Consider the following 25,864-nt stretch of genomic DNA (forward strand, 5'->3'; position numbering starts at 1 on the left):
AGTAAACGGCGGTGGTAACTATAACCATCCTAAGGTAGCGAAATTCCTTGTCGGGTAAGTTCCGACCTGCACGAATGGCGTAACGACTTCTCGACTGTCTCAACCATAGGCCCGGTGAAATTGCATTACGAGTAAAGATGCTCGTTTCGCGCAGCAGGACGGAAAGACCCCGGGACCTTTACTATAGCTTGATATTGGTGTTCGGTTCGGCTTGTGTAGGATAGGTGGGAGACTTTGAAGCAGCAACGCCAGTTGTTGTGGAGTCGTCGTTGAAATACCACTCTGGTCGTGCTGGATGTCTAACCTGGGTCCGTGATCCGGATCAGGGACAGTGTCTGGTGGGTAGTTTAACTGGGGCGGTTGCCTCCTAAAGAGTAACGGAGGCGCCCAAAGGTTCCCTCAGCCTGGTTGGCAATCAGGTGTTGAGTGTAAGTGCACAAGGGAGCTTGACTGTGAGACTGACGGGTCGAGCAGGTACGAAAGTAGGGACTAGTGATCCGGCGGTGGCTTGTGGAAGCGCCGTCGCTCAACGGATAAAAGGTACCCCGGGGATAACAGGCTGATCTTCCCCAAGAGTCCATATCGACGGGATGGTTTGGCACCTCGATGTCGGCTCGTCGCATCCTGGGGCTGGAGTAGGTCCCAAGGGTTGGGCTGTTCGCCCATTAAAGCGGTACGCGAGCTGGGTTTAGAACGTCGTGAGACAGTTCGGTCCCTATCCGCTGTGCGCGTAGGAGTGTTGAGAAGGGCTGTCCCTAGTACGAGAGGACCGGGACGGACGAACCTCTGGTGTGCCAGTTGTCCTGCCAAGGGCATGGCTGGTTGGCTACGTTCGGGAGGGATAACCGCTGAAAGCATCTAAGCGGGAAGCCTGCTTCGAGATGAGCACTCCCACCTCCTTGAGAGGGTAAGGCTCCCAGTAGACGACTGGGTTGATAGGCCGGATATGGAAGCCCTGTGAGGGGTGGAGTTGACCGGTACTAATAGGCCGAGGGCTTGTCCTCAGTTGCTCGCGTCCACTGTGTTGTTCTGAAACAACGACCCCAACCCGTTTGGCTACGGGGTTGGTGCGGTTGACAGTTTCATAGTGTTTCGGTGGTCATAGCGTGAGGGAAACGCCCGGTTACATTCCGAACCCGGAAGCTAAGCCTTACAGCGCCGATGGTACTGCAGGGGGGACCCTGTGGGAGAGTAGGACGCCGCCGAACAATCATTCACAGAGAACCCCCATCCGGGAAACCGGATGGGGGTTCTCTGCATTTCCGGGGCTTTGGGACTTCAAGGCCTCAGATCGGATCGAGTCGGAAGATCGAAGGCGCCCCCTCGCCGTTTACCGGGTGGGCGGGGTGACGATGGGGAACTTCGGGTCGGGGAGGGTCAGGGTGTCGAAGACGGCGTCGGCCGCCTGTTGGGCGTTCGCGCCCGCGAGGGTGATGCGCTGGTCCTGGACGGCCTGGTCGAAGTTGTGCCGGAAGCCGGGGGTCTGGGCGAGGTCGTCGAGGGTTTGGCGGCTGAGGGTGATGGTGGCGTCCGGCACGTCGACGAGGCGGTCGCCGCCGGCCACGTAGACCAGGACGCCGTTGCGCAGGGTGGTGGTGCAGGTGTCGCCGGTGTCGGTGAACACCCAGTTCAGGGTGATCGGGAGGCGGTTCCGCTCGGCGGCCGTCGGTCCGTCCACGCTGCGGGCGAGGGCGGAGAAGAACTGGTCCAGGGTGGTGCTGCGGATCAGGTCGGCGGAGGTCTGGCTGGTGATCAGCGGCTGCGGGCCGAGCACGACCTCCTGGGCGCCGGTCAGGTAGGCGTTGCGCCAGGTCCCGTTGGCGCTGCCGTAGCCGAGCTGGGTGAAGACCTTGGCCTGGAGCTGCTTGGCCCGGGCGACCTGCGGCTCGGCGAGCGGGCTGCCCGACTCGGCGGCGGCGCCGAAGATGACGTGGTCGAGGAGTTCGGCGGCCCAGCGGAAGCCGTCCGGGGTGTCGGTGTCGTAGGCCCGCTGGGCCGCACCGACGACGGCCTCGGCGCCGCCCATCGCCTCGACGTACGCTGCGCCGGCCTTGACGGGCGGGAGCTGCCACAGGTGGGCCGGGTTGCCGTCGTACCAGCCCATGTACCGCTGGTAGACCGCCTTGAGGTTGTGGCTCATCGAGCCGTAGTAGCCCTGGTTGTACCAGTGGTCGTCCAGGCCCGGCGGGAGGGTCTCCAGCTCCTCGGCGATCTCGATGCCGGTGCGGCCGGCGTTGATCAGCCGCAGCGACTGGTCGTTGAGGTAGCCGTACATGTCGCGCTGGGTGTTGAGGAATTCGAGGATGCGGGCGTTGCCGGGCGCGCTGCCCTCGCCCGCCTCGCTCCACATCGGCCAGTGGTGCGAGGCGAACAGGACGTCGGTCTCCTTGCCGAAGGTCTGGATCGCCTCGGTCAGGTACTTCGACCACGCGTGCGCGTCCCGCACCTGCGCGCCCCGCAGGCTGAGGATGTTGTGCATGGTGTGGGTGGCGTTCTCCGCGATGCACAGGGTCCGGGCGTCCGGGAAGTAGATGTTCATCTCCGCCGGGGCCTCGGTGCCCGGCGTGAGCTGGAACACCATCTGCACGCCGGCCAGGTTGAACTGGTACAGCCCCGGCCGCCAGGGGATGACGTACGTGCTGTCGCTCCACTGGTCCTTGGGGACCGGCTGGTGACGGGGCCCGCCGATGTAGTCGGTCGGCGGGACGAGCGTCACCTCGCCGGTGGAGATGGTCGTGCCCAGGCCCGAACCGACCTGCCCCGTCGGGCTCTTGTCCAGCTGCGCCGCGTACATGTACTGCGCGCGCCGCGCCATCGCGGGGCCCGCGTAGACGTTCTCGCTGATCGCGTGCTCCAGGAAGCCCTCCGGCGCGACCACGGGGACGCCCGGCTCCAGCGGGTCGCCCTGCTCGGCGAACAGGCCCCGGGAACCGCCGAAGTGGTCGACGTGGCAGTGGGTGTAGACGACGCCCAGGACGGGTCGCTGCTCCCGGGTGAGCTCGGTCCTGTCCCGGAACAGCCGGAGCGCGGCCTGCGCGGTCTCGTAGCAGGCCAGCGGGTCGATGATGACCAGGCCCGCGTCGCTCTCGATGATCGTCATGTTCGACAGGTCGTAGCCGCGTACCTGGTAGATCCGGTACGCGGGACAGCTCGTGACGTGGAACAGCCCGGCGATGGCGGTGAGTTCGCCCTGCCGGTGCAGGCTGCCGTTGACCGTGGGCATCTCGGTGCGCAGGTCCGGCTGGAGGAACTCGTACGCGGTGAAGTCCCAGACCACCTCCGACGGGTTCTTGCGGGACATGATGACGGGCACGTCCGGCGGGGCGATCATGAACCGGCTGGCGTCGGCGAAGTCCCGGCCGTCCTTCTCGTCGGCGATCCTGGCCGCCTCGGCGGCCTTCCGGTTCGCTTCGGCGGTGGCGGGCGTGGGCTCGATGGGCTCGGTGTACGAGGACGTTCCGGACATGGCGAAGCCACCTCCATGGGTAGGTGAGCGAACCGCCGCACCGCGGCAGGGCAGTCACGCTATGTGTGTATACGACTACAGACAAGGGGGTGATCTAGCCATCGCCCTGACCTGAACCTGTCGGCAAAATGTTCGATGGGCGTGCTGCCCTCGGGCTCCCACGCCCCCTGACGTGCACTGTCGTGCCCGCCGTTCGAACCCGGGAGGGGGTGCCGGCCGTGATACCGGCCGAGGCCGGTCGGCGGTCGGCGGCCGGCACGAGGACGGATGGAGGAGGACAGCGATGGCCTGGTACCAGGGGCGGAGCCGGATCACGGTGACGGCGGTGGAGGGGCAGTGGCCGCAGCGGGCGGTGGTGACGGTGCGCGGTGGCCGTCCGGTCGAGATTCCCGGGACGGTCGGGGCGAGCCACCTGGTGGACGCCGAGCGCTGGGAGCTCGACCTGGAGCACCGGCGCGAGGGCGAGTGGTGCCCCAACATCCGCGCGGTGCAGGGGCGCTGGCAGGAGGTCCGGGGTGTGCTGACGCAGCTGGTGCACAGCCGCAACCGGGACGGGGGCGGTGACCGCAGCGACCGGAACCTGGTGCTGCGGATCGAGCGCGTCGAACCGGGCGACGGCGCGCCCGTGGGCGTGGCCGCGCAGGGCCGCGCCACCGCGCCGCGCACCTCGGCGGGCCAGTCGGCGGCGTCCGGGGCGTCGGCCCCGCGGACTTCGGCCGCGCCGGTGCGCGGGACGTCGACCACCTCGTCGGCGCCGACCGTGCGGACCAGCGGTTCGGGGACCGGATCGGCCGGCCCGGCCCCGTCCGCTCCGTCGCGTGCGGTGACGTCCACCGGGGGCATGGCGACCAGGCCCTCTACCGGCAGCTCCTGGCGGGGCTGACGGGTGTTCTGAGCCCGGAGCCCGCCCGCGTTCCGGCGCGTGGCGGATCCGCTCGGCCGCCCCGCCCCCGGGGCGGCCGAGCGCGGCAGTCCTTCCACGACCCGGGGGCGGCAGAAGTACATCAGAGCACGCGCGTACCACGGCACAAGCGCATCAGGGCACACGCGCATCAGAGCCCTCATTGATTCATCCGCGACGCACCCGATCGATCCTGTCGCATTCCTGCACAAGCGCCCCAGGCGTCAGGGGAATCACTCGGCTATTCCCCGCGGAAACCCGGCCGGGTGGCCAGGGGGATCGGGGTGTCACAGTTTCGGCCAAAGAATTCACACCCGTCATCAGGCGTTCCGGGCGTGGCCGGGAGTCACACCAGCGATTTTGCGGTTCCGATTCCGGGGAGAGTTGCTTTCCGTTCAATCGCCAGGGGTTGCGAGCGGGTGACCCGCCGTGAAGACTGTTCCGCGTTCGTCGTTCCGAGCGTTCGGGCCGTCAAGGTATTGCCCGGTCCTCGCGACGGTTGTGGCAGGTTCCGCACGGTGGCTGCGGGGAGGGATCGCAGGGGGGATAGGCATGCCGGGCGCAACGATCGCGCAGGTCAGGGCCGTCGGAGCGGCCGACTGGAGCGTTCGGGATTCCTGTCCGGCCCCGCCTGTGGGGTGAGGTCATTCGGCGGTCGGCCGTTCGCCGCTCACCGTTCCCGCTCACCGTTCCCCTGTTCGCCGTTCCGGGGCGGCGTGGAATTCGGGTCGCATTCGCACCGTCCGGTCGGGGAGCGCCGAAGCGGCCGGGAACGGTTCCCCTCGGGCGGGTGCGGCGCCTTGCCGGGAGCGGTCGGGGATTCCCGTTCACACCCAGCCGGCCGTCATCGGCAGGACTTCCGTCGATTCCCGTTGTTCCCGCGAGTCTTGAGTCGAGGAGCGCAGGTGGCAGGAAATTTCACGGTGTGCTCCACAGTAATCCGGAATTCATCCGCGGACGCTTGCCGCGCCCGCATCTGAGAACCAGTCAACGGGAGCGTCCGCCCATGCCGTACCCCAGCTCCGCGCCCGTCCGCGAGCGCGCGCCGTTCCTCTTACGCCGCTTACAGCGCGAACTGCAGCACCGGCTCGACACGCTCGCGCGCACCCACCGGGTGCCCGGCGCCCAGGTGGTGCTGGACACCGGCTCGGAGGTCGTGGCCCTGCACACCGGTGTGGCCGACGCCGCCACCGGTGCGCCCTTCACCGGGGACACCGTGGTGCCGGTGGGGTCGCTCACCAAGCCCTACACGGCCGCCCTGGTGATGCTCCTGGCCGACGACGGCGACCTCGACCTCGACGACCGGGTCGCCGACCACCTGCCCGAGCTCCGCCGGATGCCCGCAGTAACGATTCGCCAACTCCTCAGCCACACCGGCGGACTGCCCACCGGGCCGGACTCCGACGCCGCCGCCCGGACCACCGCGGCGCACTACCTGTCGTCCGTGTGCACGGCCGGGGACGCGCTCTTCCCGCCCGGGACGGACTTCTCCTACTCCAACGCCGGCTACGTCGCCGCCGGGCGCCTGGTGGAGACGGTGACCGGGATGCCCTGGCACGAGGCCGTGGCCGCCCTGCTGCTCGAACCGCTCGGCACCGTGCCCGTGTTCGTCGACGAGAGCGCACCCGCCCGCCCGGTCGCCGCCGGGCACGCGCTCAACGCCGCGACCGGCCGGGCCCGGCCGGTCCGGCAGAACCTGGCCCCGCTGGAGGCCCCGGCCGGAGCCCTGCTGGCGAGCGCCGCGGACCTCGCCGCGCTCGGCGGCGCCCTGGTCGGCCGGGCCAAGGCCCTGCCCCCCGCCGTCGCCGAGGAGATGCGCCGCCCGCAGCCCGGCGCCCGGCCGGGTGCGCTCGCGGACGGCTGGGGCCCGGGGCTCGCCCTCTACCGGCAGGACGGCCGGCTGTGGTGCGGCCACGACGGCAACGCCATGGGGACGTCCTGCCACCTGAGGGCCGACCCGGACAGCGGCGTGGTGGTCGCCTTCGCGGGCAACTCCGGCACCGCCACCGCGCTCTGGCGCGAGCTCGCGGCCGATCTGGCCGAGCTGGCGGGTGTCCGGGTGCCCGCCGCGATCGCGCCCGTGGGCGCGGGCGAGCCCGCCCCCCTGCCCGAGTGCGCGGGCACCTACCGCAACGGTTCGATCCGGTACCGCGTCGAGCCCGCGGGCGACGGATCGTCCACGCTCTCCGTGGACGGCGACCTGCCGCTGCCCCTGCGCTGTTTCGCCGACCTCTCCTACGACCTGCTCGCCCCCGACACCGGCCGCCCCGAGCCGGGCGGGCGCTTCCACCGCGATCCCGCCACGGGCGTGATCGACCGGGTGCAGGTGTCCGGGCGCACGGCGCGTCGCGCCGACCCCGCCTGAGGCGCCCGGCCTCGTCCTGGCCGCCTGCGGCCCTCCCGCCGGCGCCGCTCCACCGGGCTCACCCCCGGCTCGTTCCGTTCCCCCGGCCCGGTTCCCCCCGGGCCCGAGGGCCGGCCCCCGCCTGCCCCGGCGCCCGCATCGCCTCCTCCCCGTCCGGAAGGACCTTCCGCCATGACCGACCGGCCTGCCCAGCCCGTGCGTTCGTCCGCTCCGCCGCAGGCCGGCGACACCCCTGGCGCCCCGGGGACCGGTGCCGCCCCGGGGAGCGATGCCGCCCCGCCGCCGGCGCACCGGACGCTCGACGCGCTGTTCGCCGCCCAGGTGGACCGCGCGCCGCACGCGCCTGCGGTGACCGACGGCCGGCGCAGCTGGACGTACCGGGAACTGGCCGACCGGGTCGAGCGCCTGGCCCGCGACCTCGCACGGCGCGGCGCAGGGACGGACCGGACGGTGGCGCTGGTCCTGCCGCGCTCCATGGAACTGGTCGCGGCGGAGCTGGCGGTCGCCCGGACGGGCGCCGCCTTCCTGCCCGTGGATCCGGCCTACCCCGCCGGGAGACGGGCGCTGATGCTCGCCGACGCCGCCCCCGCCGTCGTCCTGGACGATCCGGCCCGGGTCCGCGCGCTGCTGGAGACGGACCCGGCCGGCGCCGCAGACACGCCCGACACCGGCCTGGCGGGCCCGACCGGTACCGCGCTGCCGGGCCCGAGCGGGACCGACCACGCGGCGTACGTGATCTACACCTCGGGCTCCACCGGGACGCCCAAGGGGGTGGTCGTCACCCACCGGGGCATCGGCGGCTTCGCGGAGGCGGCCCGCGCGCACTACGCGGTGCGCCCCGGCGACCGGGTGCTGCAGTTCTCCTCGCCCAGCTTCGACGCCTCCGTCCTCGAACTGTTCATCTCCGTCCTGGCCGGCGCCACGCTGGTGATCCCCCCGCACGGCCCCTGGCTGGGCGAGGAACTCGCCGCCGTGCTCGACGAGCACCGCATCACCCACGCCCTCATCCCGCCGGCCGCCCTGGCCACCGTGCCCGGCGGCACGGGCCGCCACCTGCGCAGCCTGATCGTCGGAGCAGAGGCCTGCCCCGCCGACCTGGTCGACCGCTGGGCGCCCGGCCGGCGCATGATCAACTCCTACGGCCCGACCGAGGCGACCATCGTCGCCACCTGGACCGGCCCGCTGACCGCCGGCAGCGGCGCACCCCCCATCGGCGGCGCGCTGCCGCACACCCGGGCGTACGTGCTCGACGCGGCCATGCGGCCCCAACCACCTGGTGTAGACGGCGAGTTGTACGTCGGCGGCGAGGGCGTGGCGCGCGGCTACCTGGGCCGCCCCGGCCTGACCGCCGGGCGCTTCGTCGCCGACCCCTTCGGCCCGCCCGGCGCCCGGCTCTACCGCACCGGCGACCAGGCCCGGTGGACGGCCGACGGGGAGCTGGAGTTCCTCGGCAGGCTCGACCGGCAGGTGAAGATCCGCGGCTTCCGGATCGAACCGGGGGAGATCGAGGCCGCCCTGCGGGCGCACCCCGCCGTCGACCAGGCCGTCGTCGTGGTCCGGGAGGACGAACCGGGCCGCGAACGCCTGGTCGGCTACGCCACGCCCGCCGAACCGGAGCACGCCCCGGATCCGGCGGAGCTGCGCGCGGCACTGGCCGCCACCCTGCCAGCCCACCTGGTGCCGTCCGCCGTCGTCGTCCTGGCCGCGCTGCCGCTCACCCCGCAGCACAAGATCGACCAGCAGGCGCTGCCCGCGCCCGCCCGCCCCGGGGCGGCCGGACCCGTCGCCCCGCGCACCGGGCGCGAACGCGCCCTGGCCGCCATCTGGGCCGAAGTCCTCGGCCTCGACGCGGTGGGCGCGACGGACGACTTCTTCGACCTGGGCGGCGACTCGATCCTCGCCGCCCGGACCCTGGCCCGGGTCGCCGAGCGGCTGGGCGTCCGCCTCACGCTCCGGGACGTCTTCACCGCGCGGACGGTCGCCGCCCTGGCCCCGCTGGTGGACGAGCGGCACACCACCGCGCCGCCGGACCCGATCCCGCCCGCCCCGCGCGAGGAGCCGCTGCCGCTGTCCAGCGCCCAGCGCCGCCTGTGGTTCCTCGACGACCTCACCGTCGGGGGGACGGAGTACAACACCGGCGTCGCCCTGCGGCTGCACGGAACGACGGACCCGGAGGCCCTGCGCCGGGCCCTGGGCCGACTCGCCGCCCGCCACGACTCGCTGCGCACCACCTTCGCCACCGTCGACGGGCAGCTCGTGCAACGCGTCGCGGCGGCGGGCACCCTGCCGCTGCGCACCGCGGACGTCGGCGACCGGCCGGCCGGGGAGCGCGCCGAAGCGGCCGAACGGCTGCTGACCGAGGAGCTGAACCGGCCCTACGACCTGACGGACGGCCCGCTCGCCCGGGCGCTGCTCGTCCGGCTCGCCGCCGACGAGCACCTGCTGCTGCTGGCGCAGCACCACATCATCACCGACGGCTGGTCGGTGGGCGTCCTCACCCGCGAACTGGCCGCGCTCTACCGGGCGGAGGCCTCCGGAGAACCGGACGCGCTCGCCGCCCCCGCCCTCCAGTACCCCGACTTCGCGCGCTGGGAGCAGCGCCGGCGGACCGAGGGCGCCGGGGCGGAGGACGCGCCGGACCTCGCCTACTGGAGGCGGAACCTGGCGGAGCTGCAACCCCTGCAACTGCCCACCGACCGGCCCCGGCCCGCCCAGCGCACGACGAACGGCGCGGCGCACCGCCACCGCCTCCCGGCCGAACTGGTGGCCCGGCTGCGGCACCTCGCCGCGGGCCGCGGCACGACGCTGTTCACCCTGTTCGCGGGGGCGTCCGCGCTGCTGTTCTCGCGCTACTCCGGCCAGCGGGACGTGGCGTTCGGCACCGTCACCACCGGGCGCGACCGGCGGGAGCTGGAGGAGGTGACCGGCTTCTTCGTCAACACCGTGGTGCTGCGCGGCGACGTGGACGAGCGGGCCACCGTCGACCGGTTCGTGGAGAGCGTGCGCACCACCCTGCTGGACGCCTTCGCCCACGCCGCGGTGCCCTTCGACCGGGTGGTCGAGGAACTGGCCCCGCCCCGGGACCCGAGCCGCACCCCGCTGGTCCAGGTCATGGTCGTCCAGCAGAGCCCCACCACCCCGCCGCCCGCCGGAGGCCTGCGCTTCGAGGACCACCCGCTGCCCCGCCCGGCCGCCCGGTTCGACCTGGTGCTGGAGTTCACCCCGGAGGACACCGACGGCTGCGCGCTGACGGTGGAGTACAACACGGACCTGTTCGACGCCCGGACCGTGGCCCGGATGGCGCGCCACCTGCACCGCCTGCTGGCGGGCATGGCGGACGGCCCGCAGCGCATCCTCGCCGAACTGCCCATGCTCTCCGAGGAGGAGCAGCGCACGCTGCTCGACTCCTGGAACCCGCCCGCGCACGGCGCCCGCGACCTCCCGGACACCGTGCTGCCCGTGCTGCCCGTGCTGCCCGCGCTGTTCGAGGCGCAGGCGGCCCGCACGCCCGGGCGGACCGCCGTCGGCTGCGGCCCGGTGCGGCGGGACTACGCGGAGGTCAACCGGCGGGCCAACCGCCTCGCCCGGCTGCTGGTCGCCCGGGGCGCGGGCCCCGAGCGGCTGGTCGCGCTGTGCCTGCCGCGCTCCGCCGACCTGCCGTCGGTGCTGTGGGCGGTGCTCAAGTCGGGTGCGGCGTACCTGCCGGTGGACCCGGGCTACCCGGCCGAGCGGATCCGCTTCATGCTGGCGGACGCCGGGCCCACGCTGGTCCTCGCCACCCGGGAGACGGCGGCCGCGCTGCCCGAGGGGTGGCCCGTCCTGCTGCTGGAGGACGGCGCCGGCCTGGTCGCCGACGCCGACCCGGAGGACGCTGATTCGGCGGACGCCGATCTCACGGACGCCGACCGCCTCCGGCCGCTGCTGCCGGAGCACCCCGCCTACGTCATCTACACCTCGGGGTCGACCGGCCGCCCCAAGGGCGTCGTGATCACCCACCGCAGCGTCGTCGCCCTCGCCCGCTGGGCGGCCGAGCGGTTCGGGCCCGGCGGGCTGGACCACGTGCTCGCCGCCACCTCGCTCAACTTCGACGTGTCGGTCTTCGAACTGCTCTGCCCGCTGCTGGCGGGCGGCAGCGTCGAGGTGGTCGCCGACCTCGCCGCCCTCGCCGAGGAGCCGGCCCCGCGCCGCGTCGGCCTGGTCAGCGGCGTGCCCTCGGTGATCTCCCGACTGCTCGCCGGGGGCGCCGCCCCGGTCGACGCGGGCACCGTCGTGCTGGCCGGCGAGGCCCTCTCCGCCCAGGCGGTGGGCGACCTGCGGCGCGCCCTGCCCGGCAGCGCGATCGCCAACATCTACGGCCCCACCGAGGCCACCGTCTACGCCACCGCCTGGTTCGCCGGTGACCGGCTGCCGGAGCAGGCACCGCCGATCGGCAGGCCGCTCGCGCTGACCAGGACGTACGTCCTGGACCCCGGGCTGCGCCCGCAACCGCCGGGCGTGGTCGGCGAGTTGTACCTCGGGGGCGGCGGCTTGGCGCGCGGCTACCTGGGCCGCCCCGGGCTCACCGCCGCCCGGTTCGTCGCCGACCCGTACGGCGTGCCGGGGGAGCGGATGTACCGCACCGGAGACCGGGTGCGGTGGAACGCCGACGGGGAGCTGGAGTACCTCGGCCGGATCGACCAGCAGGTCAAGGTGCGCGGCTTCCGGATCGAACTGGGCGAGGTGGAGGAGGCGCTGCGGCGCTGCGAGGGCGTGGCGGAGGCGGCCGCCACCGTCGCCGACGGCGAGGGCAACCGGCGCCTGGTCGGCTACGTGGTCCCCGTCCCGGGCGGCCGGGTGGAGCCCGAGGCCGTACGCCGGGCGCTCGGCCTGGCCCTGCCCGACTACCTGGTGCCCTCGGTCGTCGTACCGCTGCCCGCGCTGCCGCTCAACCCCAATGGCAAGCTCGACCGGAGCCGGCTGCCCGACCCGGGGCCGGCCGTGCCCGCCGTACGCCACGTCGCCCCCCGCACCCCCGCCGAACAGGCGCTCGCCACCATCTGGGCGGAGGTGCTGCGGCTGGAACGGGTCGGCGCGGACGACAACTTCTTCGACCTCGGCGGCGACTCCATCCTCGGCATCCAGGTGGTGGCCCGCTCCCGGCAGGTGGGGCTGGCGGTGACCTCCGGGGACCTCTACCGGCACCAGACGGTCGCCGCGCTGGCCCGGTGCGCGGACGACGCCGAACGGCCGGCCGTGACCGCCCGGGTGGCCGCCACCGGGGCGGGCGTCCTGACCCCGATCCAGCGCTGGTGGCTCGACCGGGCCGCCGGGCGCGCCGGGCACTTCAACCAGGCGCTCTCCCTCCTGCTGGGCGCCGACGTGGACCGGGCGGCGCTGGAGGACGCCCTGAACGACGTGGTCGCCCACCACGACGCGCTGCGCTCGGCCTTCACGGCCGAGGTCGGAGAGCCCGACGCCAGCGAGCCCGATGTCGGCGAGCCCGATGTCGGCGAGCCCCGCACCGCAGAGCCCCGCACCGCAGAGCCCCGCGACGGCGAGCCCGGTACCGGCCCCGGCGTGCGCTGGCGGATCGACGACCGGGCGCCCCGGATCCGCCTGGGCCGGCACACCGGCCCGGACGGCGACACCCCGCACTTCGGCCCCTTCGACCTGGGCGGCGGCGACGGCCCGCTGCTGCGCGCCGTGCTGCACGAGCGCGGTGCGGGGCTGCCGCCGGTCCTGCACCTGGCCGTCCACCACCTGGTGGTCGACGGGGTCTCCTGGCGGGTGCTGGCGGAGGACCTCGACGCGGCCTACCGCGCCCGCCGCGACGGCCGGGACGGGGCGGCGGCCCTGCCGGCGAAGTCCTCGCCGCTGCGGCAGTGGGGGCAGCGGCTCGGCGCGTACGCGGCGGCCGGCGGCTTCGAGGACGAGACGGAGTACTGGGCGCGGGCCGTCCCCGGGCAGGACGGTGACGCCCCGGTGGACCCGTTCCCGGCCGACCTCGCGGGGGCCGACACCCACGCCTCGGCCCGCTCCGTCACCGTGCGCCTCGACGCCGCCGACACTGCCGCCCTCCTGCGCACCCTGCCCGACACCTACCGCACCCAGGCCAACGACGTGCTGCTGAGCGCCCTCGGCCGGGTCCTGTGCGGGGCGAGCGGGCTGGAGCGGGTCGTGGTGGACGTCGAGGGGCACGGGCGCGAGGAGCTGTTCGCCGACCTCGACCTGAGCCGCACGGTCGGCTGGTTCACCACCCGGCACCCCGTCGCGCTGGCCGTGCCCGCCGGGGCCGACTGGGACGGCGTCCTCAAGCGGGTCAAGGAGCAGCTGCGCGCCGTCCCCCGACGGGGTCTCGGTTTCGACGCCCTGCGCCACCTGGGGCGCCCCGGCACGGCCCCCGACGCCCCGGCCGCGCGGATCAGCTTCAACTACCTCGGCCGGATGTCCTTCCCGCAGGACGCGGCCGGGCTCTACCGCGGCACCTTCCGGCCCCTGGAACTGGACGCCGACCCGCACGTCGAACGCCCGCACGCCCTGGAGGTGGTCGGCCGGCTCGATGGCGACGCGCTGGAGTTCAGCTGGTTCTACTCCGGCGCCGTGCACCGGCGCGACACCGTCGAGGCCCTGGCCCGGCGCTTCGCCGCCGAGCTGGCCGACCTCGCGCGGTACGCGGCCCGCCCGGGCGCCGCCGGGCGCACCCCGTCCGACTTCCCGCTGGCCCGGCTCGACCAGGCGGCCGTGGACCTGATCACCGGCGACGACCCGGGCGCGGTGGAGGACGTCCTCCCGCTGACGCCGACCCAGTCCGGGATGCTCTTCCACGGCCTCGCCGAGGAGGACAGCGGTGCCTACTTCCAGCAGCTGGACTTCGTCCTGGACGGCGTGCCCGACCCGGGGCGGCTCGCCGCCGCCTGGCAGTGGGTCACCGACCGCACCCCGGTGCTGCGCGCCCACGTCCGCTGGCAGGAGGTGCCCGAGCCGCTGCTGGTGGTGCGGCGGCGGGCGGCCGTGCCGGTCACCCACCTGGACTGGCGCGAGCTGCCCGAGCCCGAGCGCGGGGGCCGGCTGGCCGAGCTCCTGGACCGCGACCGGGCCCGCGGCCTGGACCTGGCCCGGGCCCCGCTCCAGCGCCTGCTGCTCATCCGCCTCTCCGACACCCGGGTGCGCGTGCTGTGGTCCTTCCACCACCTCGTCCTGGACGGCTGGAGCCTCTTCCAGGTGCTGTCCGACGTGTTCGCCGTGCACGCCGCGCTGACCCGCTCCGGGCCGGAGACGGGAGAAGTCCCGTCCGGCACCCTGCCATCCGGCACCGTCCCGTCCGGCACCCTGCCCTCCGGCACCGAGTCCTTCGGCACCGTCCCGTACGGCACGGTGCCGGAGCGCCGGCCCTACCGCGACTTCGTGGCCTGGCTGTGCGAGCGCGACCCGGCGGAGGCCGAGCGGCACTGGCGCGGGCGCCTGGCCGGGCTGGCCGAGCCGACGCCGCTGCCGTACGACCGCGAGCCGCGCCAGAGCCACCGCGCGGAATCCACCCGGGCCGTGCCGTTCACCCTGCCCGCCGCCGGGACCCGGGCGCTGGAAGGCCTCGCGCGCGGCTCCGGCCTGACCCTGAACACCCTGGTCCAGGGCGCCTGGGCGATCCTGCTGGGCCGTCAGGCGAACCGGGACGAGGTGGTGTTCGGCACCACCTCGTCCGGGCGGCCGCCCGAGCTGCCCGGCGTCGAGACGATGACCGGCCTGTTCATCACCACCCTGCCCACCCGGACGGCCGTGCCCGCCGACGGCACCCTGCTCGACTGGCTCCGCACGCTGCAACGGGAGCAGGGCGAGGACCGGCGCCACGGCTTCGTCCCGCTCACCCGCCTGCGGGCCGCCACCGTCCTCCCCGAGCAGACCGCCCTGTTCGACAGCATCGTCGTCTTCGAGAACTACCCGGTCGAGGACGACGCGGCCGCCGCGCACGGCCTGCGCCTGCGCGACCTGGACGGCATCGAGACCACCAACTACCCGCTCGCCCTGCTGGCCTATCCGGGGCCGGAGCTGGCCCTGCGGCTGTGCTACGACCCGCGGCTGTTCGACGAGGCCACCGTCCGGCGGATGGCCGGGCAGCTCACGGCCGTCCTGACGGGACTGCCCGGGAGCGCCGGGGGCCCGCCCGCGCGCGTGCCGCTGCTGACCGCCGGGGAGCGCCGACGGATCCTCGTCGACTGGAACGCCACCGCCGTCGGACGGGCCGAGCGCGACATCGCGGACCTGTTCGCCGAGCAGGTGCGCCGCCGCCCCGACGCCGTCGCCGTGGAGGCGGGCCACGAGCGCCTCGGCTACCGCGACCTCGACGCCCGCGCCGCCGCCCTGGCCGGCCGGCTGGCCGCGCTCGGCGTCGGCGCCGAACGCCCGGTCGGCGTGCTCATGGACCGCTCCGTCGACCTGGTCGTCGCCCAGCTGGCGCTGGTCCGGACCGGCGGGGTCTACGTGCCGCTGGACGGCAGGGCGCCGCGCGAGCGGCTGCACCTGATGCTGGCCGAGGCCGGCGCGGACCTGCTGCTCACCGACGCGCACGGGGACCGGATGGCCCGCGAACTGCGGCCGGACGGGCAAGTGCTTCGCGTCGACGGGCAGACCTTCGCGGCCCGGCCGGCCCCGGCCCCGGCCCCGGCCCCGGCGCTCCACCCCGACAACGTCCAGTACCTGATGTTCACCTCGGGCTCCACCGGCACCCCCAAGGGCGTCGCGGTGCGCCGGCGCGACGTCGCCGCGCTCGCCCTGGACCGCGCCTTCACCGGCCACGACCGGGTGCTCGTGCACTCCCCGCACGCCTTCGACGCCGCCACCTACGAGCTGTGGGTGCCGCTGCTGCGCGGCGGCACCGCCGTGCTGGCCCCGCCGGAGGACCTGGACGCCGCCGCCGTCCGCCGCGCCGTCACCGAGCAGGGCGTGCAGTGCCTGTGGCTGACCGCCGGCCTGTTCCGGCTCCTCGCCCAGGAGGACCCGGGCTGCCTGCGCGGCGCCCGGGAGGTGTGGACCGGCGGCGAGGCGGTGCCCGGCGCGGTCGTGCGCCGCGTCCTGGAGGCCTGCCCCGACCTCACCGTGGTCGACGGCTACGGCCCGACCGAGACCACCACCTTCGCCACCCGTCGGGCCTTCCGCCCCGGTGACCGGCTGCCCGCCGTGCTGCCGATCGGACGCCCGCTGGACGACACCCGGGTGTACGTGCTGGACGGCGCCCTCCAGCCGCAACCGCCCGGCATCACCGGCGAGTTGTACATCGCCGGCGCCGGCGTCGCGCGCGGCTACGCGGGCCGGCCCGGCGAGACCGCCGCCCGCTACCTCGCCGATCCCTTCGGGCCGCCCGGCGGCCGGATGTACCGCACCGGCGACACCGCCCGGTGGAGCGAGGACGGCGAACTGCACTTCGTGGGCCGCGCGGACGACCAGATCAAGATCCGCGGCTTCCGCATCGAACCCGCCGAGATCGAGGCGCGGCTCACCGCCCACCCGGCCGTCGCCGAGGCCGTCGTCTCGCTCCACGAGGACGCGGGGCGCAAGCGGCTGGCCGCCCACCTGGTGCCGGCCGGCGGCGCCGAGCCGCCCTCCGCCGCGGCGCTGCGCGCCCACCTGGCCGCCGACCTGCCCGACTACATGCTGCCCGCAGCCTTCGTCACGGTCTCCGAACTGCCGCTGACCGCCAACGGCAAGGTGGACCGCCGGCGGCTGCCCGCCCCCGACTGGTCGGCGGCGGGCGACCGCGCCCACCGCGCCCCGACCACCGACACCGAGCGCGTCCTCACCGCGATCTGGGCGGAACTGCTGGGCGTGGAGCGGGTCGGGGTCGACGACGACTTCTTCCTGCTCGGCGGCGACTCGATCCTGAGCATCCAGGTCGTCTCCCGCGCCCGCGCCGCCGGTCTCGCGCTGTCCCCCCGCGACCTGTTCCGGCACCCCACCGTCGCCGCGCTGGCCGCCGTCGCCGGCACCGCCGCCACCGTCGCCGGGACCGAACCGGTCAGCGGCGAGGTGGGCCTGACGCCCATCCAGCACTGGTTCCTCGACCCGCACCCGCCGTACGCCGCGTCCTTCGACCAGTCCGTCGTGGTGGAGGCGCCGGCCGAGGTCGACCCGCAGGCCCTGCGCCGCGCCCTGACCGCCCTGTGGGCCCACCACGACGCCCTGCGCTCCCGCTTCACCACCGGGGCGGACGGCGCCTGGCAGCAGCACTGCGCCCCCGCGGACGCCGCCGCGCCCGAGCTGCTGGAGGTCGTCGACCTCGGCGCTCTGGACCGGGCGGCGGCCGAGGCCGCCGAGGCGAGGGCCACCGAGGCCGCGCACGCCGCGTTCCGGCTGGACACCCTCCCGCTGCTCACCGCCCGCCTGTTCACCACCGACGGCACCCGGCCCGCCCGGCTGCTGCTGGCCGTCCACCACCTGGTCGTCGACGGCGTCTCCTGGCGGATCCTGCTGGAGGACCTGGAGACCGCCTACCGGCAGGCCGTGGAGGGCCGGCCGCTGCGCCTGCCCGCCCGCACCACCTCCGTGCGGGAGTGGACCCGCCGCCTGCGCGAGCACACCGCGGCCGGCGGCTTCGCGGGCCGGCGCGCCCACTGGGCGGCGGCGGCCCGGCACTGCGCGGCCGCGCTGCCGGTGGACGGCGACGGCGGCAACACCGCCGCCGACCTGCGCGCCGTCACCGTCCGGCTGGACCGCGAGCGCACCGGGCGCCTGCTGCGCAAGGTCCCCGGGGTCTACCGCACCCGGATCGACGACGTCCTGCTCACGGCCCTGGGCCGGGTGCTCGCCGAGTGGACCGGGCGGCGCACCGTCGCGATCGGCCTGGAGGGGCACGGCCGCGAGGACCAGCTGTTCGAGGACGTCGACCTGTCCCGCACGGTCGGCTGGTTCACCTCGCTCTTCCCCGTCGCCCTCGACGTCCCGGACGGGGACTGGGGCACCGCGCTGAAGGCCGTCAAGGAGCAGCTGCGGGCGGTGCCGGAGCGCGGCCTCGGCTACGGCGCGCTGCGCCACCTCGCCCGGGACGAACAGCTCGCCGACGCCCCGGCCCCCGGGATCAGCTTCAACTACCTGGGCCGCTTCGACTGGTCCGCCGACGGCGCCGCCCTGGTGCGCGCCGTCCCCGGCGGCCTCGGCGGCGCGGAGGCGCCCGGCACCGAGCGCCCGCACCTGCTGGACGTCGTCGCCCGGGTCGAGGACGACCGGCTGGAGATCGGCTGGTACTACAGCGCCGGCCGGCACCACGAACGGACCGTCACCGCGCTCGCGGACGCCATGCTGCGCGCCCTGGAGGACCTCGTCGCCCACTGCGCCGAGCCCGGCGCCGGCGGCCGCACCCCCGCCGACTTCCCGCTGGCCCGGCTGGACCAGGCGGCGGTGGACCGGATCGCCGGGGACGGACGCTCCGTCGCGGACGTGTACCCGCTGACGGCGATGCAGGCGGGCATGCTCTTCCACAGCCTGCTGGACCCGGACGCCCACACCTACGTCAACCAGGTCCAGCTGGTCCTCTCCGGCGTCACCGACCCGCACGCCCTGGCCGCCGCCTGGCAGCAGACCGTGGACGCCAACGCGGTGCTGCGCACCCGGCTCGCCTGGCAGGACACCGCCGAGCCGCTCCAGGTCGTCCAGCACCGGGCCGCCGTCCCGGTGACCCACCACGACTGGACCGGCCGCCCGGCCGACCGGATCGAGCGGGACACCGCCCGGCTGCTCGCCGAGGACCGCGCGGCCGGCCTCGACCTGGCCGCCGCACCGCTGATGCGGCTGTCCCTGGTCCGGCTGTCGCCGACCCGGGTGCGGGTGGTGTGGACCTTCCACCACGTCCTGCTCGACGGGTGGAGCGCGGCCCAGGTCTTCGACGAGGTGTGCGAGCGCTACGCCGCCCTGGCCGCCGGGCGCCGGCCGAACCCGGTCGTGCGCGCCCCCTTCGCCGACTACCTGCGCTGGCTGTCCGGGCAGGACCCGGCGCGGGTCGAGCGGTACTGGCGCGACACCCTGGCCGGGTTCCCCGCCCCCACCGAACTGCCCCGCGACCGGCGCCCGGCCGAGGCGCACCGCGCCTCCTCCTCGGCATCGGTGCGGGTGACCCTCGACAACGACCTGTCGGAACGGCTGCGGACCACCGCCCGGCAGGCCGGGCTGACCGTCAACACCGTGCTCCAGGGCGCCTGGGCGCTGCTGCTCTCCCGCTACGGCGGCGGGGACGACGTGGTCTTCGGCACGATCGTCTCCGGCCGGCCCGCCGAACTCCCGGGCGTCACCTCGATGGTGGGGCTGTTCATCAACGCCCTGCCCACCCGGGTGCGGATCGACGCCGGCCGCTCGCTGCTGGAGTGGCTGCGGGAGCTCCAGGACGCCCAGTCGGAGGCCCGCCGGTACGACGCCGTCTCCCTGGCGCAGCTCCAGAACTGGAGCGAACTGCCGGGCGGCACCGCCCTGTTCGACAGCATCGTGGTCTTCGAGAACTACCCGTTCGACGCGCAGGCGCTGACCCGGCACGGCCTGGGCGTCGAGACCGAGCACGTCCTGGAGCCGACCAACTACCCGCTCGGCGTGGTGGTCGCCCCCGGCGACGCCATCGCGGTCAGCCTCGACCACGACCCGGCCGTCTTCGACACCGCCACCGTCGAGGCGCTCGGGGCGGGCCTGCACACCCTGCTGACGGCGATGGCGGCCGGCCTCGACCGGCCGGCGGCGCAGCTGCCGCTGCTCGACCCGCTGCGAGGACGCGAACTCGTCGACCGCTTCGGCGGGGCGGTGGTCGAGGCACCGCAGGACACCGTGCCCGAGGCCTTCGCCCGGCAGGCCGCCCGCACGCCCGACGCCCCGGCCGTCCGCTGCGGCGACGTGCTGCTGACCTACCGGGAGCTCGACGAACGGGCCAACCGGCTGGCCCGGCTGCTGATCGCGGCCGGCGCCGGGCCCGAGCGGTTCGTCGCGCTCGCGCTGCCCCGCACCGCCGACCTGGCCGTGGCGCTGCTGGCGGTGCTCAAGAGCGGCGCCGCCTACCTGCCGGTCGACCCCGGGTACCCGGCCGAGCGGATCGCGTTCCTCTTCGCGGACGTCCGCCCCGACGCCGTGGTCACCGACACGCAGACCGGAGGGCGGCTGCCGGCGGGCCCGTTCACCCGGATCGTGCTCGACGACCCCGGGTGCGCCGAACGGCTCGCCGCCGCCCGCCCCGACGCCGTGCGCGACGACGAACGGCTCGGCGCCCTGCTGCCGCAGCACCCCGCGTACGTCATCCACACCTCCGGCTCGACCGGCCGCCCCAAGGGCGTCGTGGTCGTCCACGCCTCGGTGCTGGCCCTGACCGACTGGGCCGCCGCCGAGTTCGCCGACCACGGCCTGGCCCACGTGGTGGCCGCCACCTCGCTCAACTTCGACGTGTCGGTGTTCGAGATCTTCTCGCCCCTGCTCGCCGGCGGCTGCGTGGAGCTCGTCCGGGACCTGCTGGCCCTGGCCGAGCGCCCCGGGCCGTGGCGGGCCGGCCTGCTCAGCGCGGTGCCCTCCGCCCTGGGCGGCCTCCTCGCGGAGGACGCCGTGCACCTCGGCGCGGACACCGTCGTCCTGGCCGGCGAGGCCCTGCCCGCCCGGACCGTGCGCCGGCTGCGCGAGGCCGTCCCCGGCTGCCGGGTGCTGAACATCTACGGCCCCACCGAGGCCACCGTCTACGCCACCGCCTTCGCCTGCGACCCCGCCGACCCCGACCGGGACCCGCCGATCGGCCGCCCGGTCGGCGGCGCCCGGGCCTACGTCCTGGACGACCGGCTGCGCCCGGTGCCCGTCGGCGCGCCGGGGGAGCTGTACCTGGCCGGCACCGGCGTCGCCCGCGGCTACCTGCGCCGCCCGGGCCTGACCGCCGCCCGGTTCCTGCCCGACCCCTTCGGCCCGCCCGGGCGCCGGATGTACCGCACCGGGGACCTGGTGCGCTGGACGGCCGACGGCGACCTCGGCTACCTCGGCCGCGCGGACGACCAGGTCAAGGTGCGCGGCTTCCGGATCGAACTCGGCGAGGTCGAGGCCGCCCTGGCCCGCCACCCGCAGGTGTCGGCCGCCGCCGCCCGGGTCGTCGACCACGACGGCCACCGGCGCCTGGTGGGCTACGCGGTGGCCCGCGACGGCGCACTGCCCGACCCCGTCGAGTGGCGCGCCTTCCTCGGGAGCACCCTCCCCGACCACCTGGTGCCCGCGCTGGTGGTGCCGCTGGAGCGGCTGCCGCTCGGTGCCACCGGCAAACTCGACCGCCGCGCGCTGCCCGCCCCGGTGTGGGCCGCCCCGGCCGCACGCGGCGAGCGACCGCCGCGCACCGCGACCGAACGCACCCTCGCCGCGATCTGGCGCGAGGTGCTCGGCGTGCCCGAGGTGGGCGCGGACGACAACTACTTCGCGCTCGGCGGCGACTCGATCCTGGGCATCCAGATCGTCTCGGCGGCCCGCCGGGCCGGCCTCGCGCTCACCCCCCGGCACCTGTTCGCCCACCAGACCCTGGCCGAACTCGCCCTCGCCGCCGAAGAGTCGCCGAGCCCGGCGGTCGCCGCCGAACAGGGCGCCGTGGTCGGCGACGCCCCGCTCACCCCCGTCCAGCACTGGCTGCTGGACACCCTCGGCGGGGACACCGCCCAGTTCACCCAGTCGGTCTCCTTCACCCTCGCCCCCGACACCGAGGAGCCCCTGCTGCGGGCCGCGCTCGCCGCCGTCCTGGACCACCACGACGCGCTGCGCCTGCGGTTCCAGCCGCTCGGCGACGGCCGGTGGCGCCAGCACGGCACCGCGCCCGGCGACCTGCCGGAGCTGCGCACGCATCAACTGCCCGCCGCCCCGGCGCTGGAGCGCGAGGCGACGCTGCGCGAGCTGGGCGAGCGCCTGGCCGCAGGCTTCGACCTGGCCGAAGGGCCGCTGCTGCGGGCCGCGCTGTGCCGCTTCGACGGCGAGCGGCGCCCCGTCCTGCTGCTGGCCGCGCACCACCTGGTGGTCGACGCGGTGTCCTGGCGCGTCCTCCTGGAGGATCTGGACACCGCCCACCGCGCGCTGCGGGCGGGCGGGCGGCCCGACCTCGGCCCCAAGACCACCTCCTTCCGGGCCTGGGCCGAACGGCTCGCCGAGCACACCGAGGCCGGCGGCTTCGACGACGAGCACGCCCACTGGTACGGCCTGGAGAACGGCGCCGCGACCGCCCTGCCGACCGACCTGGACGGCGCCAACACGGCCGCCACCGAGGAGTCGCTGGACCTCGCCCTCGACGCCGAGGACACCCGCCGGCTGCTCCAGGACGTCCCGGAGGTCTACCGCACCCGGGTCAACGACGTCCTGCTCTGCGCCCTGGGCCGGGTGCTGGCCCGCTGGACCGGCCGGGACCGGGTCACGGTCGCCCTGGAGGGCCACGGCCGCGAGGAACTGTTCGACGGGGTCGACCTCTCCCGGACCGTCGGCTGGTTCACCACGCTGTACCCCGTGGCCCTGGACGTGCCCCGGGACGCCGACACCGGCACCGCCCTGAAGACCGTCAAGGAGAACCTGCGCGCCGTACCGCGCGGCGGGCTCGGCTACGGCGCCCTGCGCCACCTGCGGCCCGCCGCCGACCCCCGGCTGCCCGACCCGCCACGGCGGCTGCCCGACCTACCGCAGATCGGCTTCAACTACCTGGGCCGGCAGGACCGGACCCTTACCCCCGGCGGCCTGCTGCACGCCCCGGCCGGCCCGCTCACCGGCGGCATGGACCGGGCCGCGGACCGTCCGCACCTGCTGGACGTGCTCGGCCGGGTGAGCGACGGGAAGCTGGCGTTCACCTGGTCGTACTCCCGCGCGGTGCACCACCGTGCCACCGTCGCCCGGCTCGCCGCCGAACTGCTGGACGAGCTGCGGGAGATCGTCCGCCACTGCGCCCAACCCGGCGCGGGCGGCCGCACCCCCGCCGACTACCCGCTGGCCGCCCTGGACCAGGCCGCCGTCGACCGACTGGCCGGCACCGGACGGGACGTGACGGAGATCCAGCCGCTCACCCCCACCCAGACCGGCATGGTGCTGCACGGCCTGGACGAGGCCGAACACGGCCTGTACGTCGAGCAGATCACCTTCGTGCTGGACGGCGCCCGCGACCTGCGGCCGCTGGCCGCCGCCTGGCAGCACGTCGTCGACCGCACCCCCGTGCTGCGCACCGCCGTCGTCCTGCGCGACGTGCCCGTACCCCTCCAGGTGGTCCACCGGGAGGCGACGCTGCCGGTCACCGAACACGACTGGAGCGCACTGCCGGAAGCCGAGCGCGAAGCCCGCCTGGAGCGGCTGCTCGTCGACCAGCGGGCCCGCCCGCTGGCCCTGGACCGGGCCCCGCTGCTGCGGCTCGACCTGATCCGGCTCGGGCCGGACGCGGCGCGCGTGGTGTGGACCTTCCACCACGTGCTGCTCGACGGATGGAGCGTCTTCCACGTCCTGTCCGACGTCCTGGCCGCCCACGCCGCGCTCGCCCGCGGCGACCGGCCGGGCCTGCCCGAGCGCCGGCCCTTCGCGGACTACGTCGGCTGGCTCGCCGCCCGCGACACCGGCGCCGCCACGGAGCACTGGCGCGGCGTCCTGGCGGACCTCACCACCACCGCGCTGCCCTACGACCGCAGGCCCGCCCAGGGCGACACGGCCCGCTCCGGCGCCTGGCTCTCGCACCGCCTGGCCGAGGCCGAGACGGAGCGGCTCCAGGAGTTCGCCCGCCGGCACCGGCTCACCCTCAACACCCTGGTGCAGGGCGCCTGGGCGCTGCTGCTGTCGCGGTGGAGCGGCGAGCAGCGGGTGTGCTTCGGCACCACCGTCTCCGGGCGCCCGGCCGACCTGGCCGGCTCCGACGCCATCGTCGGCCTGTTCATCACCACCCTGCCCGCCCGCGTCACCGTCGACGGCGCCCAGCCCTGTGCCGCCTGGCTGCGCGCGCTCCAGGAGGAACAGGCCGAGGACCGCCGCTTCGACCACCTGCCGCTGGCCGCGATGCACGGCCTGAGCGGGCTGGCGCCCGGGACGCCGCTGTTCGACAGCCTGGTGGTCTTCGAGAACTACCCGGTCGGCGACGCGACGGCCGGCGCCCACGGCCTGCTGATCCGCGAACTGGACGCCAGGGAGGCCACCAACTACCCGCTCACCGTCGTCGTCTCGCCCGGCGACCGGCTCGCCGTCGAACTCGGCCACGACCCCCGGTACATCGACCGGGACACCGCCGAGAAACTGGCCGCCCAGCTGCTGCACACCCTGTCCGCCCTGGCCGGCTCGGACGGCACCGCCCGCCTGGACGACCTCGACCTGCTGCCGCCCGGGGAACGTGAGCGGCTGCTGCGCGGCCCGGCTCGCCCGGCGGGCGCCCCGGTGCCCCCGGCGGCCCTGCCCGCCCTGGTCGAGGCCGCCGTGGACCGCCGGCCGCACGCCCCGGCGCTGAGCGCCCCCGGACTGGAGCTGACCTTCGCCGAGGCCGAGGCGCACGCCAACCGCCTGGCGCACCGGCTCATCGCGCGCGGCGCCGGCCCCGGCGAGGTGGTCGCCCTCCTGCTGCCGCGCTCGGCGGACATGGTGCTCGCCCAGCTGGCGGTGGCGAAGACCGGCGCCGCGTTCCTGCCGGTCGACCCCCACTACCCCGACGAGCGCGTCGAGTTCATGCTGCGCGACGCGGCGCCCGCGCTCACCCTGGACGCCAAGGAGGTCGCGGCGCTGCTGGCCGCCCCGCCGGACGGCGCCCCCGACCACCGCCCCGCCGACCCCGACCGGATCCGCCCGCTCGACCTGGACGACCCCGCCTACGTCATCTACACCTCCGGCTCCACCGGCACCCCGAAGGGCGTCGTCCTCACCCACCGCGGGCTGGCCGCCTTCGCCGCCGCCGAGGCCGAGCACTACCAAGTCGCCCCGGGGGACCGGGTGCTGGCCTTCGCCACCCCCAGCTTCGACGCCTCCGTGCTCGAACTGTGCATGTCCCTGCCGCACGGCGCCCGGCTGGTGGTGCCCGCACCCGGACCGCTGCTCGGCGCCCAACTGGCCGAGGTGCTCCGGACGGAGGCGATCACCCACACCCTGCTCCCGCCGGCCGCCCTCGCCACCCTGCCCGCCGACACCCCCGGCACGCTGCCCGCGCTCAAGACCCTGGTGGTCGGCGCCGACGCGTGCGGCGCCGACCTGGTGGCCCGCTGGGCCCCGCACCACCGCATGGTTAACTCCTACGGCCCCACCGAGGCCACCGTGGTCGCCGCCTGGTCCGCGCCGCTGGCCCCGGACGGCGCCGCGCCGCCGATCGGCCGCCCGCTGCCCGGCACCGGCGCCTACGTCCTGGACGCCCGCCTGCGGCCGGTGCCCGACGGCGTCACCGGCGAACTGTGGCTGAGCGGACCGGCCCTGGCCCGCGGCTACCTCGGCCGGCCGGGCCTGACCGCCGCCCGCTTCACCGCCGACCCGTACGGGCCGCCCGGCACCCGGATGTACCGCACCGGCGACCTGGTGCGCCGCGACCACCGGGGCGAACTGCACTACCTGGGCCGCACCGACCACCAGCTCAAGCTGCGCGGCCACCGCATCGAGGCGGGCGAGGTCGAGGCCGTCCTGGTGCGCCACCCGGCCGTGCTGGACGCCGTGGTGACGGTGCGGGAGGACGAGCCCGGGCTGCCCCGCCTGGTCGCGCACCTGCTCGCGGCCCCCGGCGCCGAACCGCCGACCGGCGCCGAACTGCGCGCCCTGGCCGCCCGCTCCCTGCCCGGCCACCTCGTCCCCTCGGCCTTCGCCGTCCTCGACCGCTTCCCGCTCACCGCGAGCGGCAAGACCGACCGCGCCGCGCTGCCCGCCCCCGCACCCGAGGAGGAGCAGCGGCCCGACCGGCTGGCGCCCCGCACGCCCACCGAGGAGGCCGTGGCCGAGATCTGGGCCGAGACCCTGCGGACGGCCGTGGGCGTGACGGACGACTTCTTCCAATTGGGCGGCGACTCCATGCGGGCCCTGCTGATCGCCTCCCGCGCCAACGATGCCTTCGGCGTCACGCTCACCCCCCGCGACGTCCTGGTCTCCCGCACCGTGGCCGCCCTGGCGGAACTGGTGGAGGACCAGGTGCTGAGCGAACTCGAAGACGCCGCGTCCGGCGGCCCGGACGATGACGAACGATGACGAACGGTGAGGATCCGACGAC

The 25,864-nt window shown here is 75.1% G+C and carries 4 protein-coding genes and 2 rRNA genes (1 of these 6 running past the window's edge); 5 read left to right on the top strand and 1 reads right to left on the bottom strand.

From position 1 onward, the window contains the following. Together A6F73_RS28825 and rrf are read left to right on the top strand one after the other, a co-directional pair. A 23S ribosomal RNA gene (locus A6F73_RS28825) occupies positions 1 to 1,004 on the top strand; it begins 2,117 nt to the left of the window's first position. Positions 1,005 to 1,091: 87 nt separating this feature from the next. Then, positions 1,092 to 1,208, top strand: a 5S ribosomal RNA gene (rrf, locus tag A6F73_RS28830). 122 nt (positions 1,209 to 1,330) lie between these two features. Here rrf and A6F73_RS28835 read toward each other — a convergent pair. Further along, on the bottom strand, positions 1,331 to 3,466 hold the full coding sequence (locus tag A6F73_RS28835; protein WP_063350446.1) for an alkyl sulfatase dimerization domain-containing protein: 2,136 nt from the start codon (positions 3,464 to 3,466) through the stop codon (positions 1,331 to 1,333). Positions 3,467 to 3,749: 283 nt separating this feature from the next. On the opposite strand from A6F73_RS28835, the gene A6F73_RS28840 reads away from it, so the two are divergent. The 3 genes from A6F73_RS28840 (at position 3,750) to A6F73_RS28850 (ending at position 25,842) form a co-directional block, all read left to right on the top strand. Then, a complete protein-coding gene (locus tag A6F73_RS28840; RefSeq protein ID WP_063350447.1) occupies positions 3,750 to 4,349 on the top strand; it encodes a hypothetical protein in 600 nt (199 codons plus the stop codon). Positions 4,350 to 5,373: 1,024 nt separating this feature from the next. Beyond that, entirely contained in the window at positions 5,374 to 6,732 is a 1,359-nt protein-coding gene (locus A6F73_RS28845) for a serine hydrolase domain-containing protein (RefSeq protein WP_063350448.1), read from the top strand. A gap of 171 nt (positions 6,733 to 6,903) precedes the next feature. After that, the gene (locus tag A6F73_RS28850; RefSeq protein WP_063350449.1) at positions 6,904 to 25,842 is read left to right on the top strand and encodes a non-ribosomal peptide synthase/polyketide synthase; all 18,939 of its coding nucleotides are present in this window, start codon (positions 6,904 to 6,906) and stop codon (positions 25,840 to 25,842) included. The last annotated feature ends 22 nt before the right edge of the window (positions 25,843 to 25,864 follow it).

Origin of the sequence: Streptomyces sp. MJM8645, from assembly GCF_001625365.1 — a bacterium.
In the GTDB taxonomy this organism is placed as follows: Bacteria; Actinomycetota; Actinomycetes; order Streptomycetales; family Streptomycetaceae; genus Kitasatospora.

Bases quoted from the DNA above. Each gene is read 5' to 3' on its own strand.
- A6F73_RS28850 (WP_063350449.1), top strand. From the start codon at position 6,904: ATGACCGACCGGCCTGCCCAGCCCGTGCGTTCGTCCGCTCCGCCGCAG.
- A6F73_RS28835 (WP_063350446.1), bottom strand. From the start codon at position 3,466: ATGTCCGGAACGTCCTCGTACACCGAGCCCATCGAGCCCACGCCCGCC.
- A6F73_RS28840 (WP_063350447.1), top strand. From the start codon at position 3,750: ATGGCCTGGTACCAGGGGCGGAGCCGGATCACGGTGACGGCGGTGGAG.
- A6F73_RS28845 (WP_063350448.1), top strand. From the start codon at position 5,374: ATGCCGTACCCCAGCTCCGCGCCCGTCCGCGAGCGCGCGCCGTTCCTC.